This window comes from Phocaeicola oris, assembly GCF_021295095.1.
GTDB lineage: Bacteria > Bacteroidota > Bacteroidia > Bacteroidales > Bacteroidaceae > Phocaeicola > Phocaeicola oris.
In genome coordinates this window covers 39,012-58,152 of the sequence record NZ_JAJLQX010000015.1, presented here as the reverse complement: position 1 = coordinate 58,152, position 19,141 = coordinate 39,012, and the positions used below count along the sequence as shown (strand labels likewise).

General features: G+C 39.4%; 14 protein-coding genes. 3 read left to right on the top strand and 11 right to left on the bottom strand.

The window, feature by feature from the left end; all coding sequences use genetic code 11:
* Positions 1–6: 6 nt before the first annotated feature.
* From rpsJ to rpsL, 4 genes are all read right to left on the bottom strand, one after another.
* The gene (gene rpsJ / locus LO761_RS08720; RefSeq protein WP_272817899.1) at positions 7–312 is read right to left on the bottom strand and encodes a 30S ribosomal protein S10; all 306 of its coding nucleotides are present in this window, start codon (positions 310–312) and stop codon (positions 7–9) included.
* Between the two features lie 89 nt (positions 313–401).
* Positions 402–2,522, bottom strand: a complete 2,121-nt coding sequence (fusA, locus tag LO761_RS08715; RefSeq protein WP_272817898.1) for an elongation factor G — start codon at positions 2,520–2,522, stop codon at positions 402–404.
* Positions 2,523–2,552: 30 nt separating this feature from the next.
* Positions 2,553–3,029, bottom strand: a complete 477-nt coding sequence (gene rpsG, locus LO761_RS08710) for a 30S ribosomal protein S7 (protein WP_272817897.1) — start codon at positions 3,027–3,029, stop codon at positions 2,553–2,555.
* A 156-nt stretch (positions 3,030–3,185) separates the two neighbouring features.
* Positions 3,186–3,569: a 30S ribosomal protein S12 gene (gene rpsL, locus LO761_RS08705; RefSeq protein WP_272817896.1), complete on the bottom strand. Its 384-nt coding sequence runs from the start codon at positions 3,567–3,569 to the stop codon at positions 3,186–3,188.
* 263 nt (positions 3,570–3,832) lie between these two features.
* On the opposite strand from rpsL, the gene LO761_RS08700 reads away from it, so the two are divergent.
* Entirely contained in the window at positions 3,833–3,979 is a 147-nt protein-coding gene (locus LO761_RS08700; protein WP_272817895.1) for a hypothetical protein, read from the top strand.
* Positions 3,980–4,142: 163 nt separating this feature from the next.
* Here the strand turns inward: LO761_RS08700 and LO761_RS08695 are convergent, their stop codons facing one another.
* From LO761_RS08695 to LO761_RS08670, 6 genes are all read right to left on the bottom strand, one after another.
* Positions 4,143–5,672, bottom strand: a complete 1,530-nt coding sequence (locus tag LO761_RS08695) for a RagB/SusD family nutrient uptake outer membrane protein (protein ID WP_272817894.1) — start codon at positions 5,670–5,672, stop codon at positions 4,143–4,145.
* A gap of 19 nt (positions 5,673–5,691) precedes the next feature.
* Positions 5,692–9,081 (bottom strand): TonB-dependent receptor, encoded by a 3,390-nt coding sequence (locus LO761_RS08690; protein WP_336385770.1) that lies wholly within the window; start codon positions 9,079–9,081, stop codon positions 5,692–5,694.
* Positions 9,082–9,211: 130 nt separating this feature from the next.
* Positions 9,212–10,213, bottom strand: coding sequence for a FecR family protein (locus LO761_RS08685; RefSeq protein ID WP_272817892.1), 1,002 nt, complete (start codon positions 10,211–10,213; stop codon positions 9,212–9,214).
* 315 nt (positions 10,214–10,528) lie between these two features.
* On the bottom strand, positions 10,529–11,101 hold the full coding sequence (locus tag LO761_RS08680) for an RNA polymerase sigma-70 factor (protein ID WP_272817891.1): 573 nt from the start codon (positions 11,099–11,101) through the stop codon (positions 10,529–10,531).
* A 281-nt stretch (positions 11,102–11,382) separates the two neighbouring features.
* Positions 11,383–11,724 (bottom strand): DUF3467 domain-containing protein, encoded by a 342-nt coding sequence (locus tag LO761_RS08675; RefSeq protein ID WP_272817890.1) that lies wholly within the window; start codon positions 11,722–11,724, stop codon positions 11,383–11,385.
* A gap of 41 nt (positions 11,725–11,765) precedes the next feature.
* Complete coding sequence (locus LO761_RS08670) at positions 11,766–12,458, bottom strand: peptidylprolyl isomerase (protein ID WP_272817889.1); 693 nt, start codon at positions 12,456–12,458, stop codon at positions 11,766–11,768.
* A gap of 275 nt (positions 12,459–12,733) precedes the next feature.
* Between LO761_RS08670 and LO761_RS08665 the strand changes: the two genes are divergently transcribed.
* Both LO761_RS08665 and LO761_RS08660 read left to right on the top strand, forming a co-directional pair.
* A complete protein-coding gene (locus LO761_RS08665; protein ID WP_272817888.1) occupies positions 12,734–13,402 on the top strand; it encodes an HU family DNA-binding protein in 669 nt (222 codons plus the stop codon).
* A gap of 39 nt (positions 13,403–13,441) precedes the next feature.
* The gene (locus LO761_RS08660; protein ID WP_272817887.1) at positions 13,442–14,548 is read left to right on the top strand and encodes a TlpA disulfide reductase family protein; all 1,107 of its coding nucleotides are present in this window, start codon (positions 13,442–13,444) and stop codon (positions 14,546–14,548) included.
* A 224-nt stretch (positions 14,549–14,772) separates the two neighbouring features.
* Here the strand turns inward: LO761_RS08660 and rpoC are convergent, their stop codons facing one another.
* The gene (gene rpoC / locus LO761_RS08655) at positions 14,773–19,119 is read right to left on the bottom strand and encodes a DNA-directed RNA polymerase subunit beta' (RefSeq protein ID WP_272817886.1); all 4,347 of its coding nucleotides are present in this window, start codon (positions 19,117–19,119) and stop codon (positions 14,773–14,775) included.
* Positions 19,120–19,141 lie beyond the last annotated feature (22 nt).

Genomic DNA, 19,141 nt, shown 5'->3' with positions numbered 1-19,141 from the left:
TTAATATTAAACTTTGATCTCTACTTCTACACCACTCGGTAATTCAAGCTTCATCAAAGCATCGACAGTCTTAGCTGTTGAGCTATAAATATCGATCAAACGCTTGTAAGATGAAAGCTCAAACTGTTCACGAGATTTCTTATTTACAAAAGTTGAACGATTAACAGTGAAAATTTTCTTGTGTGTAGGCAATGGAATAGGACCACTGACAATAGCACCGGTTGCTTTCACTGTTCTTACAATCTTCTCAGCTGAATTATCAACCAAGTTGTGATCATAGGATTTCAGTTTAATTCTAATCTTTTGACTCATTTGTTTTTTTATTATTAAATTGTTATTCATTAAAGGCGGGGCCGAATTAAGAGTCATTCGCTAATTCGTAGCCCCTGTCTTCTTTTTCTTTACTTAATCAATTCAACACGACCTTTAACCTCTTCAAGAATTGTTCTTGCAATTGTCGGAGATACAGCTGTATGATGATCGTATGTCATTGAAGATGTTGCACGACCGGAAGTAATGGTACGCAATGCGGTTACATAACCGAACATCTCTGACAGAGGAACCATCGCCTTAACGATGCGGGAACCGGACTTAGTTGATTCCATTCCTTCAACCTGACCGCGACGTTTGTTTAAGTCACCAATAACATCACCCATATTCTCTTCCGGAGTAACAACCTCCAACTTCATAATAGGTTCCAATAAGGTAGGACCTGCTTTTTCACACGCCTTTTTATAGGCTGAAATAGCACAAATTTCAAATGAAAGTTGATCTGAATCGACCGGATGGTAAGAACCATCTTTCAAAACCACTTTCAAAGAATCAAGAGGATAACCTGCAAGAACACCACTCTTCATTGCGGTAGTAAAGCCTTTCTGCACTGAAGGGATATATTCTTTAGGAACGTTACCGCCCTTAACCTCATCAACAAATTGCAAACCACCCTGCGTAAAGTCTGGATCAACCGGACCAACCGTAACGATAATGTCTGCAAACTTACCACGACCACCTGTCTGCTTTTTATAAACCTCACGAAGCTCAACAGTCTGAGTAATGGCTTCTTTATAAGCAACCTGAGGACGTCCCTGGTTACATTCTACTTTAAACTCACGTTTCAAACGCTCCAGAATAATATCCAAATGAAGCTCACCCATACCTTCGATGACTGTCTGGCCGGTCTGTTCATCTGTATGAACACGGAATGTTGGGTCCTCTTCCGCCAACTTAGCCAAACCGTTAGAAAGTTTTTCCATATCTTTCTGAGTCTTAGGCTCAACAGCGATACCGATAACCGGATCAGGGAAGTCCATAGACTCAAGTACAATAGGATGATTTTCATCACAAAGAGTATCACCTGTATGAATATCCTTAAAGCCAACACCTGCGCCGATATCTCCGGCACCGATTTCTTCCACCGGATTCTGTTTATTCGAAAACATCTGGAATAAACGGGAAACACGCTCTTTCTTTCCAGAACGAGTGTTATAAATGTACGACCCGGCAGCAACTTTTCCCGAATAAACACGGAAATAAACCAAACGACCTACGTATGGATCTGTTGCAATTTTAAATGCCAAAGCTGAAGTAGCCTCATCCTCTGATGGACGACGGTCTTCTTCTGCACCTGTTTCCGGATTTGTTCCTGCAATGTTTGGAGTATCCAATGGTGAAGGCAAAAACGCACAGATATAATCAAGCAAAGGCTGAACACCTTTATTCTTGAATGAAGAACCACAAGTCATAGGAACAAGCTCGTGAGCTACAGTGCCTTTACGAATAGCAGCAATGATTTCTTCTTCAGTAATAGAAGAGGCGTCATTAAAATATTTCTCCATCAAGGCATCATCAAATGAAGCTGCGTTCTCAATCATCTTATCGTGCCATTCCTGAGCCTGATCTGCCATATCTGCAGGAATATCATCAACTTCATATTCTGAACCCATTGACTCATCATGCCAATAAATCGCCTTCATCTTAATAAGGTCAACAATACCTTTGAAGTTTTCCTCAGCACCAATAGGTATCATCACAGGACATGGGTTTGCGCCTAACTTTTCTATCATCTGATTCATTACATCAAAAAAGTCGGCACCGGAACGGTCCATCTTATTAACATAAGCCAAACATGGCACACCATATTTTTCTGCCTGACGCCATACTGTTTCTGACTGTGGTTCAACACCACCGACAGCAGCATACGTAGCAACCGCGCCATCGAGTACACGAAGTGAACGCTCAACCTCCGCGGTAAAGTCAACGTGTCCCGGAGTATCAATCAAGTTAATTTTATAAGTGTTATCGTTCCACTTCCAATGACAAGTAGTAGCAGCTGAGGTAATAGTAATACCACGCTCCTGCTCCTCCTCCATCCAGTCCATTGTAGCAGCACCGTCGTGAACTTCACCAATCTTGTGAGTCAACCCTGTGTAATACAAAATACGCTCTGAAGTGGTTGTCTTACCGGCATCAATGTGAGCCATGATACCAATATTACGGGTCAAATTCAAATTTTGATTTGCCATTTGTTATTCTTGCTTAAAATTAAAACTTGATTAGAATCTGAAGTGTGCAAATGCACGGTTAGCTTCAGCCATACGGTGCATATCCTCCTTACGTTTGAAAGCACCGCCTTGTTCGTTATACGCATCAACAATCTCCGCAGCCAATTTGTCTGCCATAGATTTACCACCACGCTTGCGAGCGAAAGAAATCATATTCTTCATGGAAACAGACTCCTTACGTTCCGGACGAATTTCTGTAGGAACCTGGAATGTCGCGCCACCGATACGGCGTGATTTAACCTCAATCTGAGGAGTGATATTGTCAAGTGCCTTTTTCCAAACTTCCAATGCCGACTTCTCTTCGTTTGGAAGTTTTGACTTTACTGTTTCCAGCGCGTCATAAAAGATTTCATAAGAGGTGTTCTTCTTACCATCATACATCAGATGATTAACGAATTTTGAGACCTTTACGTCATTGAACACCGGATCCGGCAGGATCACATGTTTTTTTGGTTTTGCTTTTCTCATTGTTCTAAAACTAATGTTTTTGTTTGGGGCTGCACTCTTCGTCTACTTCAACACTTCCACCGAAGCATTTACTCAACCTTTATTGCTTCTTCCAACAAACCAAAAACTAAATTTCAAAAAAAAATACTGTTTAAAACTCCAGAAGTATCCTGTTAATTACTTCTTGCCTTCTTTAGGACGTTTAGCGCCATACTTGCTACGACGTTGTGTACGACCGGCTACACCGGCTGTATCCAATGTTCCACGCACGATGTGGTAACGAACACCCGGCAAATCCTTTACACGACCGCCACGTACAAGTACGATAGAGTGTTCCTGAAGATTATGTCCTTCTCCCGGAATGTAAGAGTTGACCTCATGTGAATTGGTCAAACGGACACGAGCAACCTTACGCATTGCTGAGTTAGGCTTCTTAGGCGTAGTAGTATACACACGAACACACACGCCACGCTTCTGAGGGCATGACTGAAGTGCCGGTGATTTACTCTTGTCTACCAAAACCTGTCTTCCTTTTCTTACTAATTGTTGAATAGTAGGCATTTTGTTTTGTTTTTAATTTATATATTATTGTTTATTAATTATCTATACTAAAGTCAAAATTATACATTTTGGGCTGCAAAGTTACATATTATTTTTTAAGAAACAATATTTTTTGCTCAAAAATTAGCCTGTCTCTCAAAAAACTTCAGAAAGACAGGCTAATCAAGAATTTTACTATCGGAAACGAATTAAGCTTCGCCCTTAAATCCGCTCAATGGCGGAATAAAAGTTTTACCAGACAGCAATATTAATAATTGAAAAATATGATTGGTAAGAAAGATACACTATTGAAGATAAAAAGCAGCTTACATTATTTTAGAAAAACTTATCCCGAACCGGGGAAGGTATACTGTAAGGTTAAAAAGGATGAAGGTATGCCAAAACTCAATACAGTGAAGATAAACTTCTAATCTGAAATTACACTCTATCTTCAGCTGCTGTATAAATAGCCCTATCATTACCTCAAAATGAAGTTTGATAAGGCTATTTTATGTTTGTCTCTTACAATCCCATACTTTTCCGATTGATCAGTTTAGTCTTAACACACCCTCATCCTGAAATTTGAATATCGAATTATTTACTAAAATTCGGATTTTGCTCCCAATCGGGATTCATAAGAAATTCATTGCTGGGAATAGGAAACAATGTGTGTTTCGTATCTACATAATTTTCCACATAGGGCTTTTTGTGTGTTTTCAATGTCTCACCAACAATACCCCACCGAATCAAATCATACCAACGAATTCCCTCTAACGCTAACTCGCACGGACGTTCCACATCCTGCAAATGTTTCAATACATCTGCTTTGGAAAGAGTGGCAGGCAAAGTAGGTACGTTGACACGGTTACGCACCTTGTTAATGTACGAAATAGCTTCTGCCGTAGCTCCTCTTTCATTCAGGCACTCGGCATATAGCAGTAAAACATCTGCATATCGAACTACCGGAATGTTGTATCCGCTTCGATACCATTCGGCACTTAACTCCGGACTCCAAGTCACATATTTATGCCAGAAAAATTGTCCTTGAGAATGGTAATCAGAAAAACTCTTTCCGGCATCATAGTATGATGGACGACAATGCGGATCGTCAAAAATAATAGTAGATAAAATACGGTCGCTATATTTTCCGTCAACAGTTTTATCTGTCTTCATCAACTCAAATAGCCAATCTGACGGATAAGCCTCTTCATAACCACCGTCATAAGCAGAAAATGGAGCAAGATGAATTGCGAACAAGTTATATTCCCTATGACCTCCGGTCATGTCTCCTGTAAATTGAATCTCAAAAACAGACTCCCGATTATTCTTGTGCATCCCATCAAAATTGTCCGCATAGTTTTTCATCAGCTCAAATTTACCTATCAGCTTCTCAAATTCCTTCTCAGCCTTTCCTACTTCATGACGGAACATATAAAATTTACCTAAAATAGCTGCAGCCGCATATCGGGTAATTTTCCCTCCTTGATCTTCCTCATAGCTTTCGGGCAAATCCTTCTGAATTTCAGAAAGCTCCGTTTCAATGAAGTTAACAAGTTCTCCTTCTTTTGCCTGTTCCGGATAGAACTCTTTTTCAGTTCCTTTAAGCTCATGAAGGTAAATGGGTATCTTCTCTCCATAGTTCAAATACAACCGATAATAAAAATAGGCTCTCAAGAATCGGGCTTCAGCCATCGCTTGCTTCTTTACGACTTCCAAATCAGCGTTTTCCCCCGAAACATTCGGAATATTGTCTATACATTGATTAGCATAATTTATGCCTGTATACAAATTAGTCCATTCTTTTTTGGTCACACTATTATCTGGATCATTAGTAAACATCGCAATGCTCATCCATGAAGTGACATCTGCACGGAAATCGATTTCATCGCTACGGTAATTGTCAATTACAACATATCGCTCATAAGGAACTGCCCAGCTGGCACTGGGTTGCAAAGCGGCGTAAGCACTGGTCAAGCCTTTCATAATGTCCGTTTCACTTTTCCAAAAAATATTTGGTGAAAGAGAGTTAGGATTTCGGTCTTCATCCAAAAACCCTCCAGTGCAAGATGACAAACACAATCCGCTTAAGATAGAAGCGCATAATAATATATTTTTCCTTTTCATAATACTCTTCTTTTATCTGTTAGAAACCAAATTTAAGACCCGCCATATATGAACGACTCAGCGGAGTGGCAGCATAGTCATAGCCTATCTTTCCAACCGAATCTCCCGTAGAAGGATCGTACCCTTTGTATTTTGTTATAGTGAACAAACGGGTTCCTCCTATGTAGAAACGCAAGTTCGAAATGCCCAAATTTCTACATATCTGGACTGGCAAATTATAGCCGAATTGCAGATTGTTCAGACGAATATAATCACCATTTTCAACAAAACGGTCTGATACACGATTGTTCTTGTTCGGGTCTCCCTGAACCGCTCGAGGAATATCTCTGCTTTTATTTTCAGGCGTCCAAGCTTTCAGCGCATCTTTCCCATAGTTAAACACATGATCCATACGTTGCAGTTGATATTTCGTATAATTGTAGCGTTTAACCCCCAAGTGTCCATAAAAGTTAGCCACTAAGTCGAAATCTCGATACGCCAAATTCACATTAAATGCTAATGCCACCTTTGGAGTTCCACTTCCTACTTTCACTTTATCTTTTATATCTAACAGTCCGTCTCCATTTTGATCGACAAAGCGTATATCACCCGGTTTTGCCGAAGGCTGTATACCTTGCCAATTGCCTTTCTGATCATAAAAACCATGTGTTTTATTCCAATCTTGCACTTCTTGTTCATTTTGGAAGATGCCGGCAGTCTTTGTTACCCAAAACTCTCCGATTTCACCACCTACGTAAGTGCGCAACGCACCATATTCATACATGTAGTTAGGATCTGCCATAGCTTTCAAAACACTCTTATAATGGGTCAGATTCATATCAAGATCATACTTCAGTTTTCCCATTTTCCCATGATAAATAGCTTGAAACTCAAATCCGGTAGTACGCAATTTTCCGTCATTAACCGTCAATGGACCAAAGCCGGTACACAGGCTGATATTTTTAGAAGAGAGCATATCGCGCGTATCCTTAATATAAGCTTCTGCCGAAAGCTCTAACTTGTTGTTCCAAAGACCAAGGTCGACACCGATATTCTTATAAATAGTTGTCTCCCATTTAATATTTATCGAAGGAAGTCCGATAACGGCATAGCCCAGTGACACGTTCTTTCCCCCGAACGGATAATTAAGAGTGTTAGTATTAGAAGTTAATGCGGGAATATATTTGTATAGACCTATTGATTGATTACCCAACCCACCATAGCTTAAACGTAGCTTAAAAGTGGAAACTGTTTCTTTCATTTTATCCCAAAACGATTCGTTGGCGATATTCCAACCAGCCGATACTGAAGGAAAAAATCCCCATTTATTACCGGAGGCAAATCTCGAAGAGCCATCATAACGAAACGATGCCATGAACATGTAGCGTAATTTATAATTGTAATTTAATCGTCCGAAAACAGAACGCAGTCCGCTACGAGTTTTGTCCCCACCTGCAATAAAATCTTCCTGCGCATGTCCCAGCAATCTCATTTCATTGTTCTCAAACTTCTTACCCGATGCATTGATGCCTTCATAATGACTCTCTTCTTGAGAAATACCCAATAAAGCTTGTATGTTGTGAGTTTCTTTAAATGATTGATTCCAGTTTGCTGTTAATTCGAGCAGGTCATTTACCGTCCTTGACCGATCTTCTGAAAGAGAAGCCCTATTATTGACATTCATGACTCCCAACTCATACGTCGGTATAAATTGCCTCATGCTTCCAAAATACATGCTACGGGCTGCCCTGGCTTTAACTATTAGATTTTTAACAGGTTCGTACTGCAAATATCCGGATGCAGAAATGTAATCCTGTACAGAGATATATTCCACCAATTGATTATACCCCACAACATTATTGGCATCCGACATTCCCATTCCTCTAATGGCACCACCGTAACCACCGTCATTCTTTTCATCGTGCACAAAAGCCAGCGGTTCGATATTAGTTATCTGATACATGCTTGGGAATCCGGTATTTGCTTCCAAATCGGCTTCCCAACGGCTGTAGCTCACAGACTCTCCCATTTTGAACTTACCACGTGACAAATCGGAGTTTAAGCGAAATCCGTATTTCGTTTCTCCCGTACCGATAACAACAGCATCGGTCGTAGAATAAAAGGCAGAAAGAGCTACATTCATATTCTCATTACCAGAAGTATATCCAAAATCATATTTCTGAACAAATCCACGACGATAATACTCCTTTTGCCAATCAGTATCAGCAAACTGCGCCGGCTCTCTCTCGTATTCAGCGATATATTTCGGCCATCTGTTTTCTGCAATGCCCGCATTTGTCAAAGCCATCTTCCGTACTTTGACAAATTCTTCCGAATTACAAACCTCCATACGCTTAGGAAGATCTTCTATACCCCAATATGCAGAAAAATGAATTTTAGGTACTTGCAAAGTTCCACGATGAGTTTCGATCAGAATAACTCCTGCAGCGGCACGTGCACCATAAATAGCGGCAGTCGCGGCATCTTTCAACACAGACATTGATTTAATATCTTCAGGATTAAGATACGACATATCTCCCGGAACACCATCAATGATAACCAAAGGAGTGTTGTCTGTGCCCCAGGTTGTTACGCCACGAACCTGCAACGTAGTAGAAGAACCGGCAGCACCACTACCAAAGTTAACAGCCAGCCCGGGAGCCATACCCTGCAGAGCAAATTCAGCATTAGCTGTCGGTATTTTGCCCAACTTCTCTCCCGAAACCGTAATTACAGAACCCGATACATCCGATTTCTTCTGAGTTCCATAACCTACAACAACGATTTCATCCAAAGTTTTCGTATCCTCTACCAAAACCACTTTTATGAAAGACTGATTTTCAATTTTAATAGTTTTTGTAATATAACCTACATACGAAACAGTCAACTCCGCTCCATTGGGAACAGACAGAATAAAGTTTCCTTCCAAATCGGTCACTGTGCCATTGGTAGTTCCGGATACAGCAACCGATGCCCCTATAATGGGGTCACCTCCCGCATCGACAATAAGACCTTTGATTGTTTTTTGCTGTCTCGAAGACATGCTCTCTTTCGAGTTCTTCTTATATAAAACGATGTGTCGGTTCTCAATCTTATATTCCACCTCGTTTCCGGAAAACAAATAATCGAGGATCTCCTTCACCGTACGCTCTTTCACTTTAATAGATACTTTTCTATCTACATTTATCTGGTTCAGATTATACGTAAAGTAGAAATTTCCTTGCTTTTCAATGGAAGTAATGACATCACGTACAGTGACGTTCTGCATATCCAAAGATAATTTCACATTCTGTGAGTAAGTTACATTGGCCAACGACTGCAGCGTTCCCAGCAATATAAAAAACAGAAAAAACCTCATCTTCAATAATATTTTTCTAAGCCACGATGATTTCCGCTCACCCAATGGCGTGCATTTCAAAATATAATTCATACATTTGTGATTGATTAATTAGTAATAAATAAAAGGTTACTTGTTAATTAAGGGGTCGGAGATGCGTCACTATTCTCCGGCCTTTGTTTTAATGATTCATCCCATAGGCATATTTTTTTTGTTTAACATACTATTTACTTCTATATAGGTAGACAGTATCTTTTTCGATTCTGTAATTCACCCTTCTTGTTTCTTTCAATAAATCCATCGCCTGCCGCAAACTGATATCCTTTCTAAAATGACATGTGAAAAGATCCTGTACCAACTCCGTGCTATCTATTATCTTAATTCTCACATCGTAACGACGCTCCATGCTGTGAATAATTTCTTGAAGTGTCTTATTTTCAAACTTCAAGTCTCCCGTAATCCATGCATTCGCCGAAACAGCATGCGTACTCTTTACCATTAGTAGTCCCGACTGTTCGGTATAGTAGACCTGATCATTGGGCTTCAGCCTTTTTTTCTCTTTTTTGTCGAAAGTAGCCACCTCAATGCTTCCCTCTTTCAATGCCACCCAATAAGGTTCGTCTTTATACGCTTTTACATTAAACTTTGTACCCAATACTTTGACATTCAATTTTTGCAGCTCTATCGTAAAAGGAGATTTCTCATTATGTGTCACCTCAAAATAGCCTTCTCCTTCCAGACTCACTTTTCTATATTTTTGCGAAAATTGGCTTGGATAAGAAAATCGACTGCCGGCATTCAGCCAAACCATCGTTCCATCGCTTAATTTTAAAGACACACGCTGTCCTTTAGGAACAATAACCGTATTATACACTAATGAGCGTTCCTTACCATCATACAACAGATTCACTGCTAATAAAGACGCTAAAACTAGTATGGCAACATATTTCATCCATTCTCTCACTCTGAATTTGAGCAATAATCCCGTTGTCTTTTTTGCCTTCTCAGATTTTTCAAATCCCAGCTTTCTGCTCAACTGCTGGTAAGCTTTGTCTATGCGTTCCTTATCCGCAAAACGCAATTGCATTTTTATTCCCCAGATTTGTTCCAATTCAAATAGTATACGGCGATTAGCAGGGCTCTTCATCAGCCAATTACAGACGTACTCCACTTCTTCATCAGAACATTTTCTATCCAAATATCGTATCAGCAACTCTTCACTCATATATAATGTATACAAATAATTATAAGGGTCTTTATAAATAAGACAATCGAGAGAAAAAGAACTACGGGGTCGAATAAGAAATATTTCAATTACCGACAAAATAAATGGAAGAGAAAAAGCTTTCTCCGCTCTTTTAGCGATAATGTTTTCTCTTTGAGGTTACCTTATCCTTTTTCGATGTTCAACCATTCAGATACATGGTCTGATGCAAACGGTATAAAATTGTCGCTTGCTATCGAAAGCAAGAAAATAAAAATAAGCTATTAATTATAGGCAGGTTTATGAATTTGCTTTATGAGGCAGAGAGCAAATACGCTATAATACGCTTTTAAACAAACATAAGCATAGATAGAATAAAATATCTTTCAAATCGGAACGCAATATTTTCATTGCTTTTTGCACGTGTTCTTCAACCGTACGCGATGAAATATGCATAATTTCAGCAATTTCCTTATAAGTCTTTTCGCCAAAGAAAGACAATTCGAACGCTTGTCTGCATTTAGGAGGCAGCTTAGAAACAGATCGCTCCAATATTTCTTTTATATTACTTTCTACAACTTTATCCCACAGATCATTAGCATTCGATTGCGATAATTGGAACGTGATACGTTCTTCTGCCAGACGCACTTCTTCTTCATGTCTGTTTATGACAGCCTGATGTTTCAGATAATTCAAACAACTGTTTTGTGTACATTTATAAAAAAAAGACAAAGTGTTGCAGCATTCCAAACAATGCTTATTTTCCCAATACATCACAAAAACACCCTGTACCAGATCTTCTGCAATATATTCAGGCACAAAACGACAAGCCAGAGACATTAATTTAGGATAAAAAAGTGAAAAGAGAAGACTGAACTCATGTTCATCTCCCTTCTTTACTTTTTCCATATCAATAGCTTGCATTTCCTCCTATTATGTTAACACGAACAAATATAACTCATTTTCATAATAAATGCAATTTTCTATAATCATATTTACAAACAGCATGTATCTCACAGACGTCACAGCTTCATCATTTATGCTTTACGAATCTGTTATTTTCTTCATTGCTGTCCGCGAATAATTCTTTCGTCTTCCATCCTTCAACATTTTTCTGCTCAAAAATTAGCCTGTCTCTCAAAAAACTTTTGAAAGACAGGCTGATTCATAATTTGCTTATCGGAAAAGGATTAAGCTTCTCCCTTAAATCCACTCAATGGCGGAATAAAGGTTTTCCCTTCCGGTGAACTGCCACCTTGCGCTTCTTCAGGCATACGAATTCGGCCAAAGGTATGTTCATACTTAGCTATATTATCTTCCAATGCCTTGTACAAACGCTTTGCATGTTCCGGAGTAAGAACAATACGCGACTGCACATTCGCCTTAGGCAAACCGGGCATCACGCGAATGAAATCGAGAATGAACTCGGAACTGGAATGAGTGATAATAGCAAGATTTGCATAGGTTCCCTGAGCAATCTCATCTTTTAATTCTATCTGCAACTGACCGTTGTTATTCTTTTCGTCTTCCATACTTCCATATTTTTTATACATTATTATATATAGCTACACTTTTATTTCATCCCCGCGTCAACCAACTTGATAGTAATGATTCTCACCGGCTCATTCGGCATATCCAACTTCTCAGCTCCGGTTGGAACATTTGCAATGGAATCTATAACATCCATTCCGCCGATAGTCTGACCAAATACGGTATAGTTCCCATCAAGCCGTTTACAACGATCTTCATCCTGAACTATATAAAATTGGGAACTGGATGACATCTTTTCCGGATTAACATCATCTCCCTCACGGGCTGCTGCCAAAGCTCCTTTTTTATGCCGGATAGTATCTACAAACTCGGCAGGAATCCAAAAGCCCTGATCTCCCCAGCCATATTCATCTACGGTACGATTCGGATCTTTTGTCCAAGGATCACCTCCTTGAATCATAAACCTATTGATTACACGATGAAACAACACATTATCATAAAACCTACCGGCTGCCAGACGAGCAAAATTCTCCCTGTGAAGCGGAGTTTCCTTATAGAGTTTTACCCGAATAGTACCTTTCGTGGTAACAATATCAAATATCGGTTCGTCGCCAAGTGTATAAGGATTGAACGGTGGAACATGCAAAAATGTATCAACGACATGCTTCAACGTATCACTGAAAAAAGAATCCGCAACATTGCTAATGGAAATTTTACGATGACAACTCACAAACACCACCATACACATCAATATTACCGGAACAATTCTTTTCATACTTTATAACATTTAGGACAAATATAATACTTTTTCTTTATTCCAATACGCTTTAACCGTTAATTTACATACAAAGCACAAGTAGAGAGTTGTATTCATATTATCATTTTTTGATACTAAGATAATTATTACTACATTTGTATTATATAACAATATCGTTTCACTTATATGAAACAAGTGAATCACAATAGTGAAACAAGTGAATCACAATAGTGAAACGAGTGAATCACAATAGTGAAACAATAACTTTATCTATATTAAATAATTAAATTATCATGATAGAATACGAATCTTATAAATCTCCCAACCCAAATGAAGAGGTAACTTCATTTCATCCGCGTGTAATTTGCAAACGTAGTATAGGTATCAAAGAACTCTCACGTGAAATAGAGCATGGAACTTCGCTGACTGCAGCTGATGTGCAGGCTACATCCGTTGCGCTTATCGACTATATAGTGATGCACCTGAAGAAAGGTGAGCGAATCCATATTGATGGACTCGGTTTCTTTCAGATTTCTTTAAAAGGACCTAAAAATGCGGTTCCACGTTCTGTCCGTGCAGAGAGCATCAAATTCAAATCACTCAACTTTGAGGCGGAGAAACAATTAAAAAAATCATTCAATAACATTGAACTGAAACATCGAAAAGTCCGCCAATCGGATAATTTAGGCAAGACAGAACTGCACATTAAACTCTTTCGTTATTTCCGTACACACCACAACATCAGTCGAGCAAAAATGCAATCGCTCTGCTCGCTTACCAAAATAACGGCCACTCGTCGTATTAACGCCTTCATTGCTGAGCATATACTTGAAAATGAAGGGACTAAACACACCCCAGTCTATGTCCCCGGAAAAAATATGAATGACCCGAATATATTGAAACTGATGGAATTAGAAGGCGCAGAAGAGACTGCGAAACAATTTGGTGCTCCCAAAAGATAACGTATATTTGCAACTGACAAATGAGAAATTGATTTCGAAATGAGAAAAATCCTTTTTACTTTACTTACCTCGCTAATGGTTCTGAATATCTCAGCGCAAGTTAAGTACGATATAAGCGGAACCGTTCCGACAGTATTCAATGGAAAAGAAATGTACCTGCTCTTCGCGGCCAGCCAGCAAATTTCCGACTATGAATCAACTCCTATAACTAATGGAATGTTCCATTTTGAAGGAACGAACAATTCGGAAGACATTGCATGCGTTACTGCAACAATAGACGGGAAAGACATCAGTTGTTACTTCGTTTTGGAAAACGCTCCGGTAACCATCGACTTTACAGGCGATACCCCAATCATAAAAGGCGGTGAGCTGAACAACAAATATAACGCTTACAGAGTGGAGCAAATTGCGCTAAGTCGGGAGCACAACGTGGAAAAATTCCCTGATTACCAAAAAGAAATGCAGAATAATGCCACTACCGAGACTCGTCGAAATGAAATAAAAGCAAAGTTAGCGAAATACAAAGAAGATATGCTGGAGTTAAGCAAAAAGCATGTCACACTAAACGAAGACAACATAGTTGGTGCTTTCCTTTTTCTAAATATATATAATAATCTAAGCATAGCCGAAAAAGACGCAATATTAGCAAAAGCCGGTAGAAAATTCAAGACCTATTCCCCTGTAGAAAGCATTCTTCAACAGATGACAGCCGCGAAAGCAAAGGCTATCGGCACTGACTATACAGATTTTAAAATGGCCGACAAGGACGGTGTGAAACATAACTTGTCGGAGTATGTGAAGAATAACAAGGTTACCATGGTAGACTTCTGGGCTTCATGGTGCGGTCCATGCCGTCGTGAAATGCCTTATGTAAAGGCTGCTTACGAGAAATATCACAATAAAGGATTCGAGATTGTAGGAATATCACTTGACAAAGACAAAGCATCTTGGTTAAAAGCCGTAGAAGATTTAGATTTAAACTGGATACAACTTTCCGACTTAAAATATTGGCAATGCGCAGCAGCCCGTCTGTATGGAATCAACTCCATCCCAGCCTCTATCCTTATTGATCAAAACGGAAAAATAATAGCCGCCGACTTACGTGGTGACAATTTAAGTACGAAATTGGAAGAATTATTCAAATAAATCACACTCTTTAACCGACCTCCGGTATCCAAGTGAAGATTATGAATATGATTTAAAAGAAATGCTATCATCAAATAGATCTGTGCTTTATTCATAGCGATATTATATATAAGATTATTCTAAACGATGAAGATACAAAGAAGAAAGTAAATGTCAAACAAATTAATAAAAAAGAGGTTGAACTCATTACTGTCCAACCTCTTTAATATACTTCATTCCAAAAATTATTTTACTTCGCTCAATGTTGATTCTTTCTTATGCTTTAAATCAGCATCATCATCTTCTACTTCACTATAGTCCAACACGTTTCGCTTATTAGCAAGGATGCGGTCATATTCTTCTTTTGATCCCACAACCAACTTATCAAACTCGCGCTGCCCTGTTCCGGCAGGAATCAAATGACCAGTAATCACATTTTCCTTCATTCCCTCCAAGAAATCAACCTTACCTTCAATTGCAGCCTCATTCAACACCTTAGTAGTTTCCTGGAATGATGCAGCAGACATGAAACTTTTCGTACCTAAAGCTGCCCGGGTGATACCCTGCAAAATCTGAGTAGATGTAGCAGGGACGGCATCACGAACTTCAACCAACTTCATATCGCGACGTTTCAAAGCACTGTTCTCATCACGTAACTTACGTGCAGTTACTATCTGACCAGCCTGCAAATTCTGAGAATCCCCCTGATCGACAACCACTTTCTTACCCCAGATACGGTCGTTCTCATCACGGAAATCGAGACGATCAACCACCTGCTGTTCCAAGAAGCGAGTATCACCTGGCTCATCAATCTGAACCTTTCGCATCATCTGACGAACGATAATTTCAAAATGCTTATCATTAATCTTAACACCCTGCAAACGATATACATCCTGAACCTCGTTTACAATATATTCTTGAACCACAGTAGGTCCCATGATAGCCAAGATATCAGAAGGGGTAATTTCACCATCACATAACGGAGTTCCGGCGCGGACATAATCGTTCTCCTGTACTAATATCTGCTTAGATAAGTTAACCAAATATTTCTTCTGTTCTCCTGTTTTTGATGTAACAATAATTTCACGATTACCACGTTTAATTTTTCCCATAGTAACCTCACCATCAATTTCAGAAACGACAGCAGGATTGGACGGATTACGGGCCTCAAATAATTCTGTTACTCGAGGCAAACCACCAGTGATATCGCCCGCCTTACCAACGGCACGCGGAATCTTAACAAGAATATCTCCGGCCTTAACTTCCTTACCATCTTCAACAACAATATGCCCACCTACAGGGAAGTTATATGTTCTAAGAACATTACCATCTTTATCCAGAATATCAGCAGTAGGAACCTTGGTCTTATCCTTTGATTCAATAATGATCACCTCATGCAAGCCCGTAGATTCATCTGAATCAACGGTATAAGTAACGTTCTCGATCATTGCATCAAAATGAATCTTACCGGCAGATTCTGTAATGATAACCGCGTTAAATGGATCCCATTTCGCAATTAACTTACCTTTTTCTACGACTTCACCATTATTAACATACAAAGTAGAACCATAAGGAAGATTGTGACTGGAAAGAACTATTCCTGTGTTAACATCAACCAAACGGAGTTCCGCTAAACGACCAACAACGATCTTCACATTCTCTCCCGTTTCATCTTTGGCAGGAACAGTCCTAAGTTCTTCAAATTCCAAACGACCATTATTCTTTGCGACAATCGTAGCATCGGCTGCCATGTTACCCGCAACACCACCAGCGTGGAATGTACGTAATGTTAACTGAGTTCCAGGCTCACCAATAGACTGTGCGGCAATAACACCGACAGCTTCGCCTTTCTGAACCATCTGACTGGTCGCCAAGTTACGTCCATAGCACTTTGCACAAACGCCATGCTTAGCCTCACATGTCAATACGGAACGAATTTCCACGCTCTCAATTGGAGAATCCTCTATTTCTTGTGCAATTTCCTCAGTAATTTCTTCTCCGGCAGCGACAATTAGCTTTCCACTTGTCGGATGAATAATATCATGCACAGAAACACGACCTAAGATACGTTCATACAAAGTAGCAATAACTTCATCATTATTCTTTAACGCTGTACAAACCAATCCACGGAGTGTTCCACAATCTTCTTCTGTAACGATTACATCATGTGAAACATCAACTAAACGACGAGTTAAATAACCGGCATCGGCAGTCTTCAATGCAGTATCAGCCAAACCTTTACGAGCTCCGTGAGTAGAAATAAAATACTCCAACACGGACAAGCCTTCCTTGAAATTTGACAAAATCGGGTTCTCAATAATCTGAGCACCTTCAGCACCTGCCTTTTGAGGTTTAGCCATCAGACCACGCATACCGGACAACTGACGAATCTGTTCTTTAGAACCACGAGCTCCGGAATCCAACATCATAAATACAGAATTGAATCCCTGATTATCATTCTTAATAGTCTTATAAAGAATATCGGACAAATCACTGTTAACGTGTGTCCAAGTATCAACGACCTGATTATAACGCTCATTCTCTGTAATGAAACCCATATTAAAGTTAGCCATAATCTGCTCAACTTCTTCATTACCGCGACGTACAAGTTCCTCTTTCTCTTTCGGAATAATAATATCCTCAAGGTTAAAAGAAAGACCACCTTTATATGACATGCGATAACCTAAGTTCTTAATTCCATCCAAGAATTTACAAGCACGTGCTACTCCAACTTTCTTAATAACGTCACTAATAATATCACGCAAAGATTTCTTTGATATAACAGTATTCAAGTATCCGCACTCATCTGGAACAATCTGATTAACAATGACACGGCCTACAGAAGTTTCCTTCATCATCACGTCTACAATGTTACCATCTTTATCCAAATCTTTTACTACCACACTAATAATAGCATGAACATCTACTTTACCTAAATTATAGGCAATGATTGCTTCTTCTGGTCCGTAGAATGTCAGCCCTTCACCTTTTGCGCCGGTACGGAGTTTAGTAATGTAATAAAGACCAAGAACCATATCCTGCGCAGGCACTGTAATAGGCGCGCCGTTCGCGGGATTCAAAATATTATGTGGCTCAAGCATCAATAACTGAGCTTCCAAAACAGCTTCATTGCCTAAAGGCAAGTGAACAGCCATCTGATCACCATCAAAATCGGCATTAAATGCAGTACATGCCAATGGATGCAACTGAATAGCTTTACCTTCAATCATATGTGGTTGAAACGCCTGAATACCCAAGCGGTGCAATGTAGGAGCTCGGTTTAATAATACAGGATGTCCCTTCATTACGTGTTCCAATATATCCCATATAACAGGTTCACGACGGTCTACAATCTTCTTTGCAGATTTAACAGTCTTCACAATGCCACGCTCAATCAACTTACGAATGATGAATGGCTTATAGAGTTCTGCTGCCATTAACTTAGGTAAACCACATTCACCCATCTTTAATTCAGGGCCTACAACAATTACAGAACGAGCAGAATAGTCAACACGTTTACCTAACAAATTCTGGCGGAAACGGCCTTGCTTACCTTTCAAACTATCTGAAAGTGATTTCAAAGGACGATTAGCCTCACTCTTAACCGCGCTTGACTTGCGAGAATTATCAAATAGAGAATCAACTGCTTCCTGCAACATACGCTTCTCATTGCGAAGAATAACCTCAGGAGCTTTGATTTCAATCAATCTCTTTAAACGATTATTACGTATAATGACACGACGATATAAATCATTTAAATCCGATGTAGCAAAACGCCCGCCATCTAACGGAACTAACGGACGAAGTTCTGGAGGGATAACTGGAATGATTTTCATAATCATCCATTCTGGCTTATTTCTACCACGAGAAGCACGGAATGCCTCAACAACTTGCAATCTCTTTAATGCCTCATTCTTACGTTGCTGTGAAGAATCTGTATTAGCCCTATCGCGCAACTCATAAGATAATGCATCCAAATCGATTTGCGAAAGTAAATCGAGAAGAGCTTCCCCGCCCATCTTAGCGATAAATTTATTCGGATCTGTATCCTCTAAATACTGATTATCCTTCGGTAACTTATCCAAGATATCAAGATATTCATCCTCTGAAAGCAAATCAAATTTCTGAACTGAAGTATCCAATTCGGCTGCAGCACCGGCTTGAATAACTACATAACGTTCATAATAAATAATAGAATCCAACTTCTTTGTTGGCAATCCAAGAAGATATCCTATTTTATTCGGTAATGAGCGGAAATACCATATATGTGCTACAGGAACGACCAACTGGATATGACCGGAACGTTCACGACGAACTTTTTTTTCTGTCACTTCCACTCCACATCGGTCGCAAACAATGCCTTTATAACGGATACGTTTATATTTACCACAAGCACACTCATAATCCTTTACCGGACCGAAAATACGTTCACAAAACAAACCATCTCTTTCCGGCTTATATGTACGATAATTAATTGTTTCAGGCTTTAAAACCTCACCGTACGAATTCTCCAAAATTTCCTCAGGAGAAGCTAATCCAATAGAAATCTTTGAGAAATTACTCTTTAGCTTATTATCTTTTCTAAATGCCATATTTATATTATTTGTAAAGAGT

Bases quoted from the DNA above. Each gene is read 5' to 3' on its own strand.
- LO761_RS08680 (WP_272817891.1), bottom strand. From the start codon at position 11,101: ATGGAAAAAGTAAAGAAGGGAGATGAACATGAGTTCAGTCTTCTCTTT.
- rpsL (WP_272817896.1), bottom strand. From the start codon at position 3,569: ATGCCTACTATTCAACAATTAGTAAGAAAAGGAAGACAGGTTTTGGTA.
- LO761_RS08700 (WP_272817895.1), top strand. From the start codon at position 3,833: ATGATTGGTAAGAAAGATACACTATTGAAGATAAAAAGCAGCTTACAT.
- LO761_RS08665 (WP_272817888.1), top strand. From the start codon at position 12,734: ATGATAGAATACGAATCTTATAAATCTCCCAACCCAAATGAAGAGGTA.
- LO761_RS08675 (WP_272817890.1), bottom strand. From the start codon at position 11,724: ATGGAAGACGAAAAGAATAACAACGGTCAGTTGCAGATAGAATTAAAA.
- fusA (WP_272817898.1), bottom strand. From the start codon at position 2,522: ATGGCAAATCAAAATTTGAATTTGACCCGTAATATTGGTATCATGGCT.
- LO761_RS08670 (WP_272817889.1), bottom strand. From the start codon at position 12,458: ATGAAAAGAATTGTTCCGGTAATATTGATGTGTATGGTGGTGTTTGTG.
- LO761_RS08685 (WP_272817892.1), bottom strand. From the start codon at position 10,213: ATGAGTGAAGAGTTGCTGATACGATATTTGGATAGAAAATGTTCTGAT.
- rpsJ (WP_272817899.1), bottom strand. From the start codon at position 312: ATGAGTCAAAAGATTAGAATTAAACTGAAATCCTATGATCACAACTTG.
- LO761_RS08660 (WP_272817887.1), top strand. From the start codon at position 13,442: ATGAGAAAAATCCTTTTTACTTTACTTACCTCGCTAATGGTTCTGAAT.
- rpoC (WP_272817886.1), bottom strand. From the start codon at position 19,119: ATGGCATTTAGAAAAGATAATAAGCTAAAGAGTAATTTCTCAAAGATT.
- LO761_RS08690 (WP_336385770.1), bottom strand. From the start codon at position 9,081: ATGAATTATATTTTGAAATGCACGCCATTGGGTGAGCGGAAATCATCG.
- rpsG (WP_272817897.1), bottom strand. From the start codon at position 3,029: ATGAGAAAAGCAAAACCAAAAAAACATGTGATCCTGCCGGATCCGGTG.
- LO761_RS08695 (WP_272817894.1), bottom strand. From the start codon at position 5,672: ATGAAAAGGAAAAATATATTATTATGCGCTTCTATCTTAAGCGGATTG.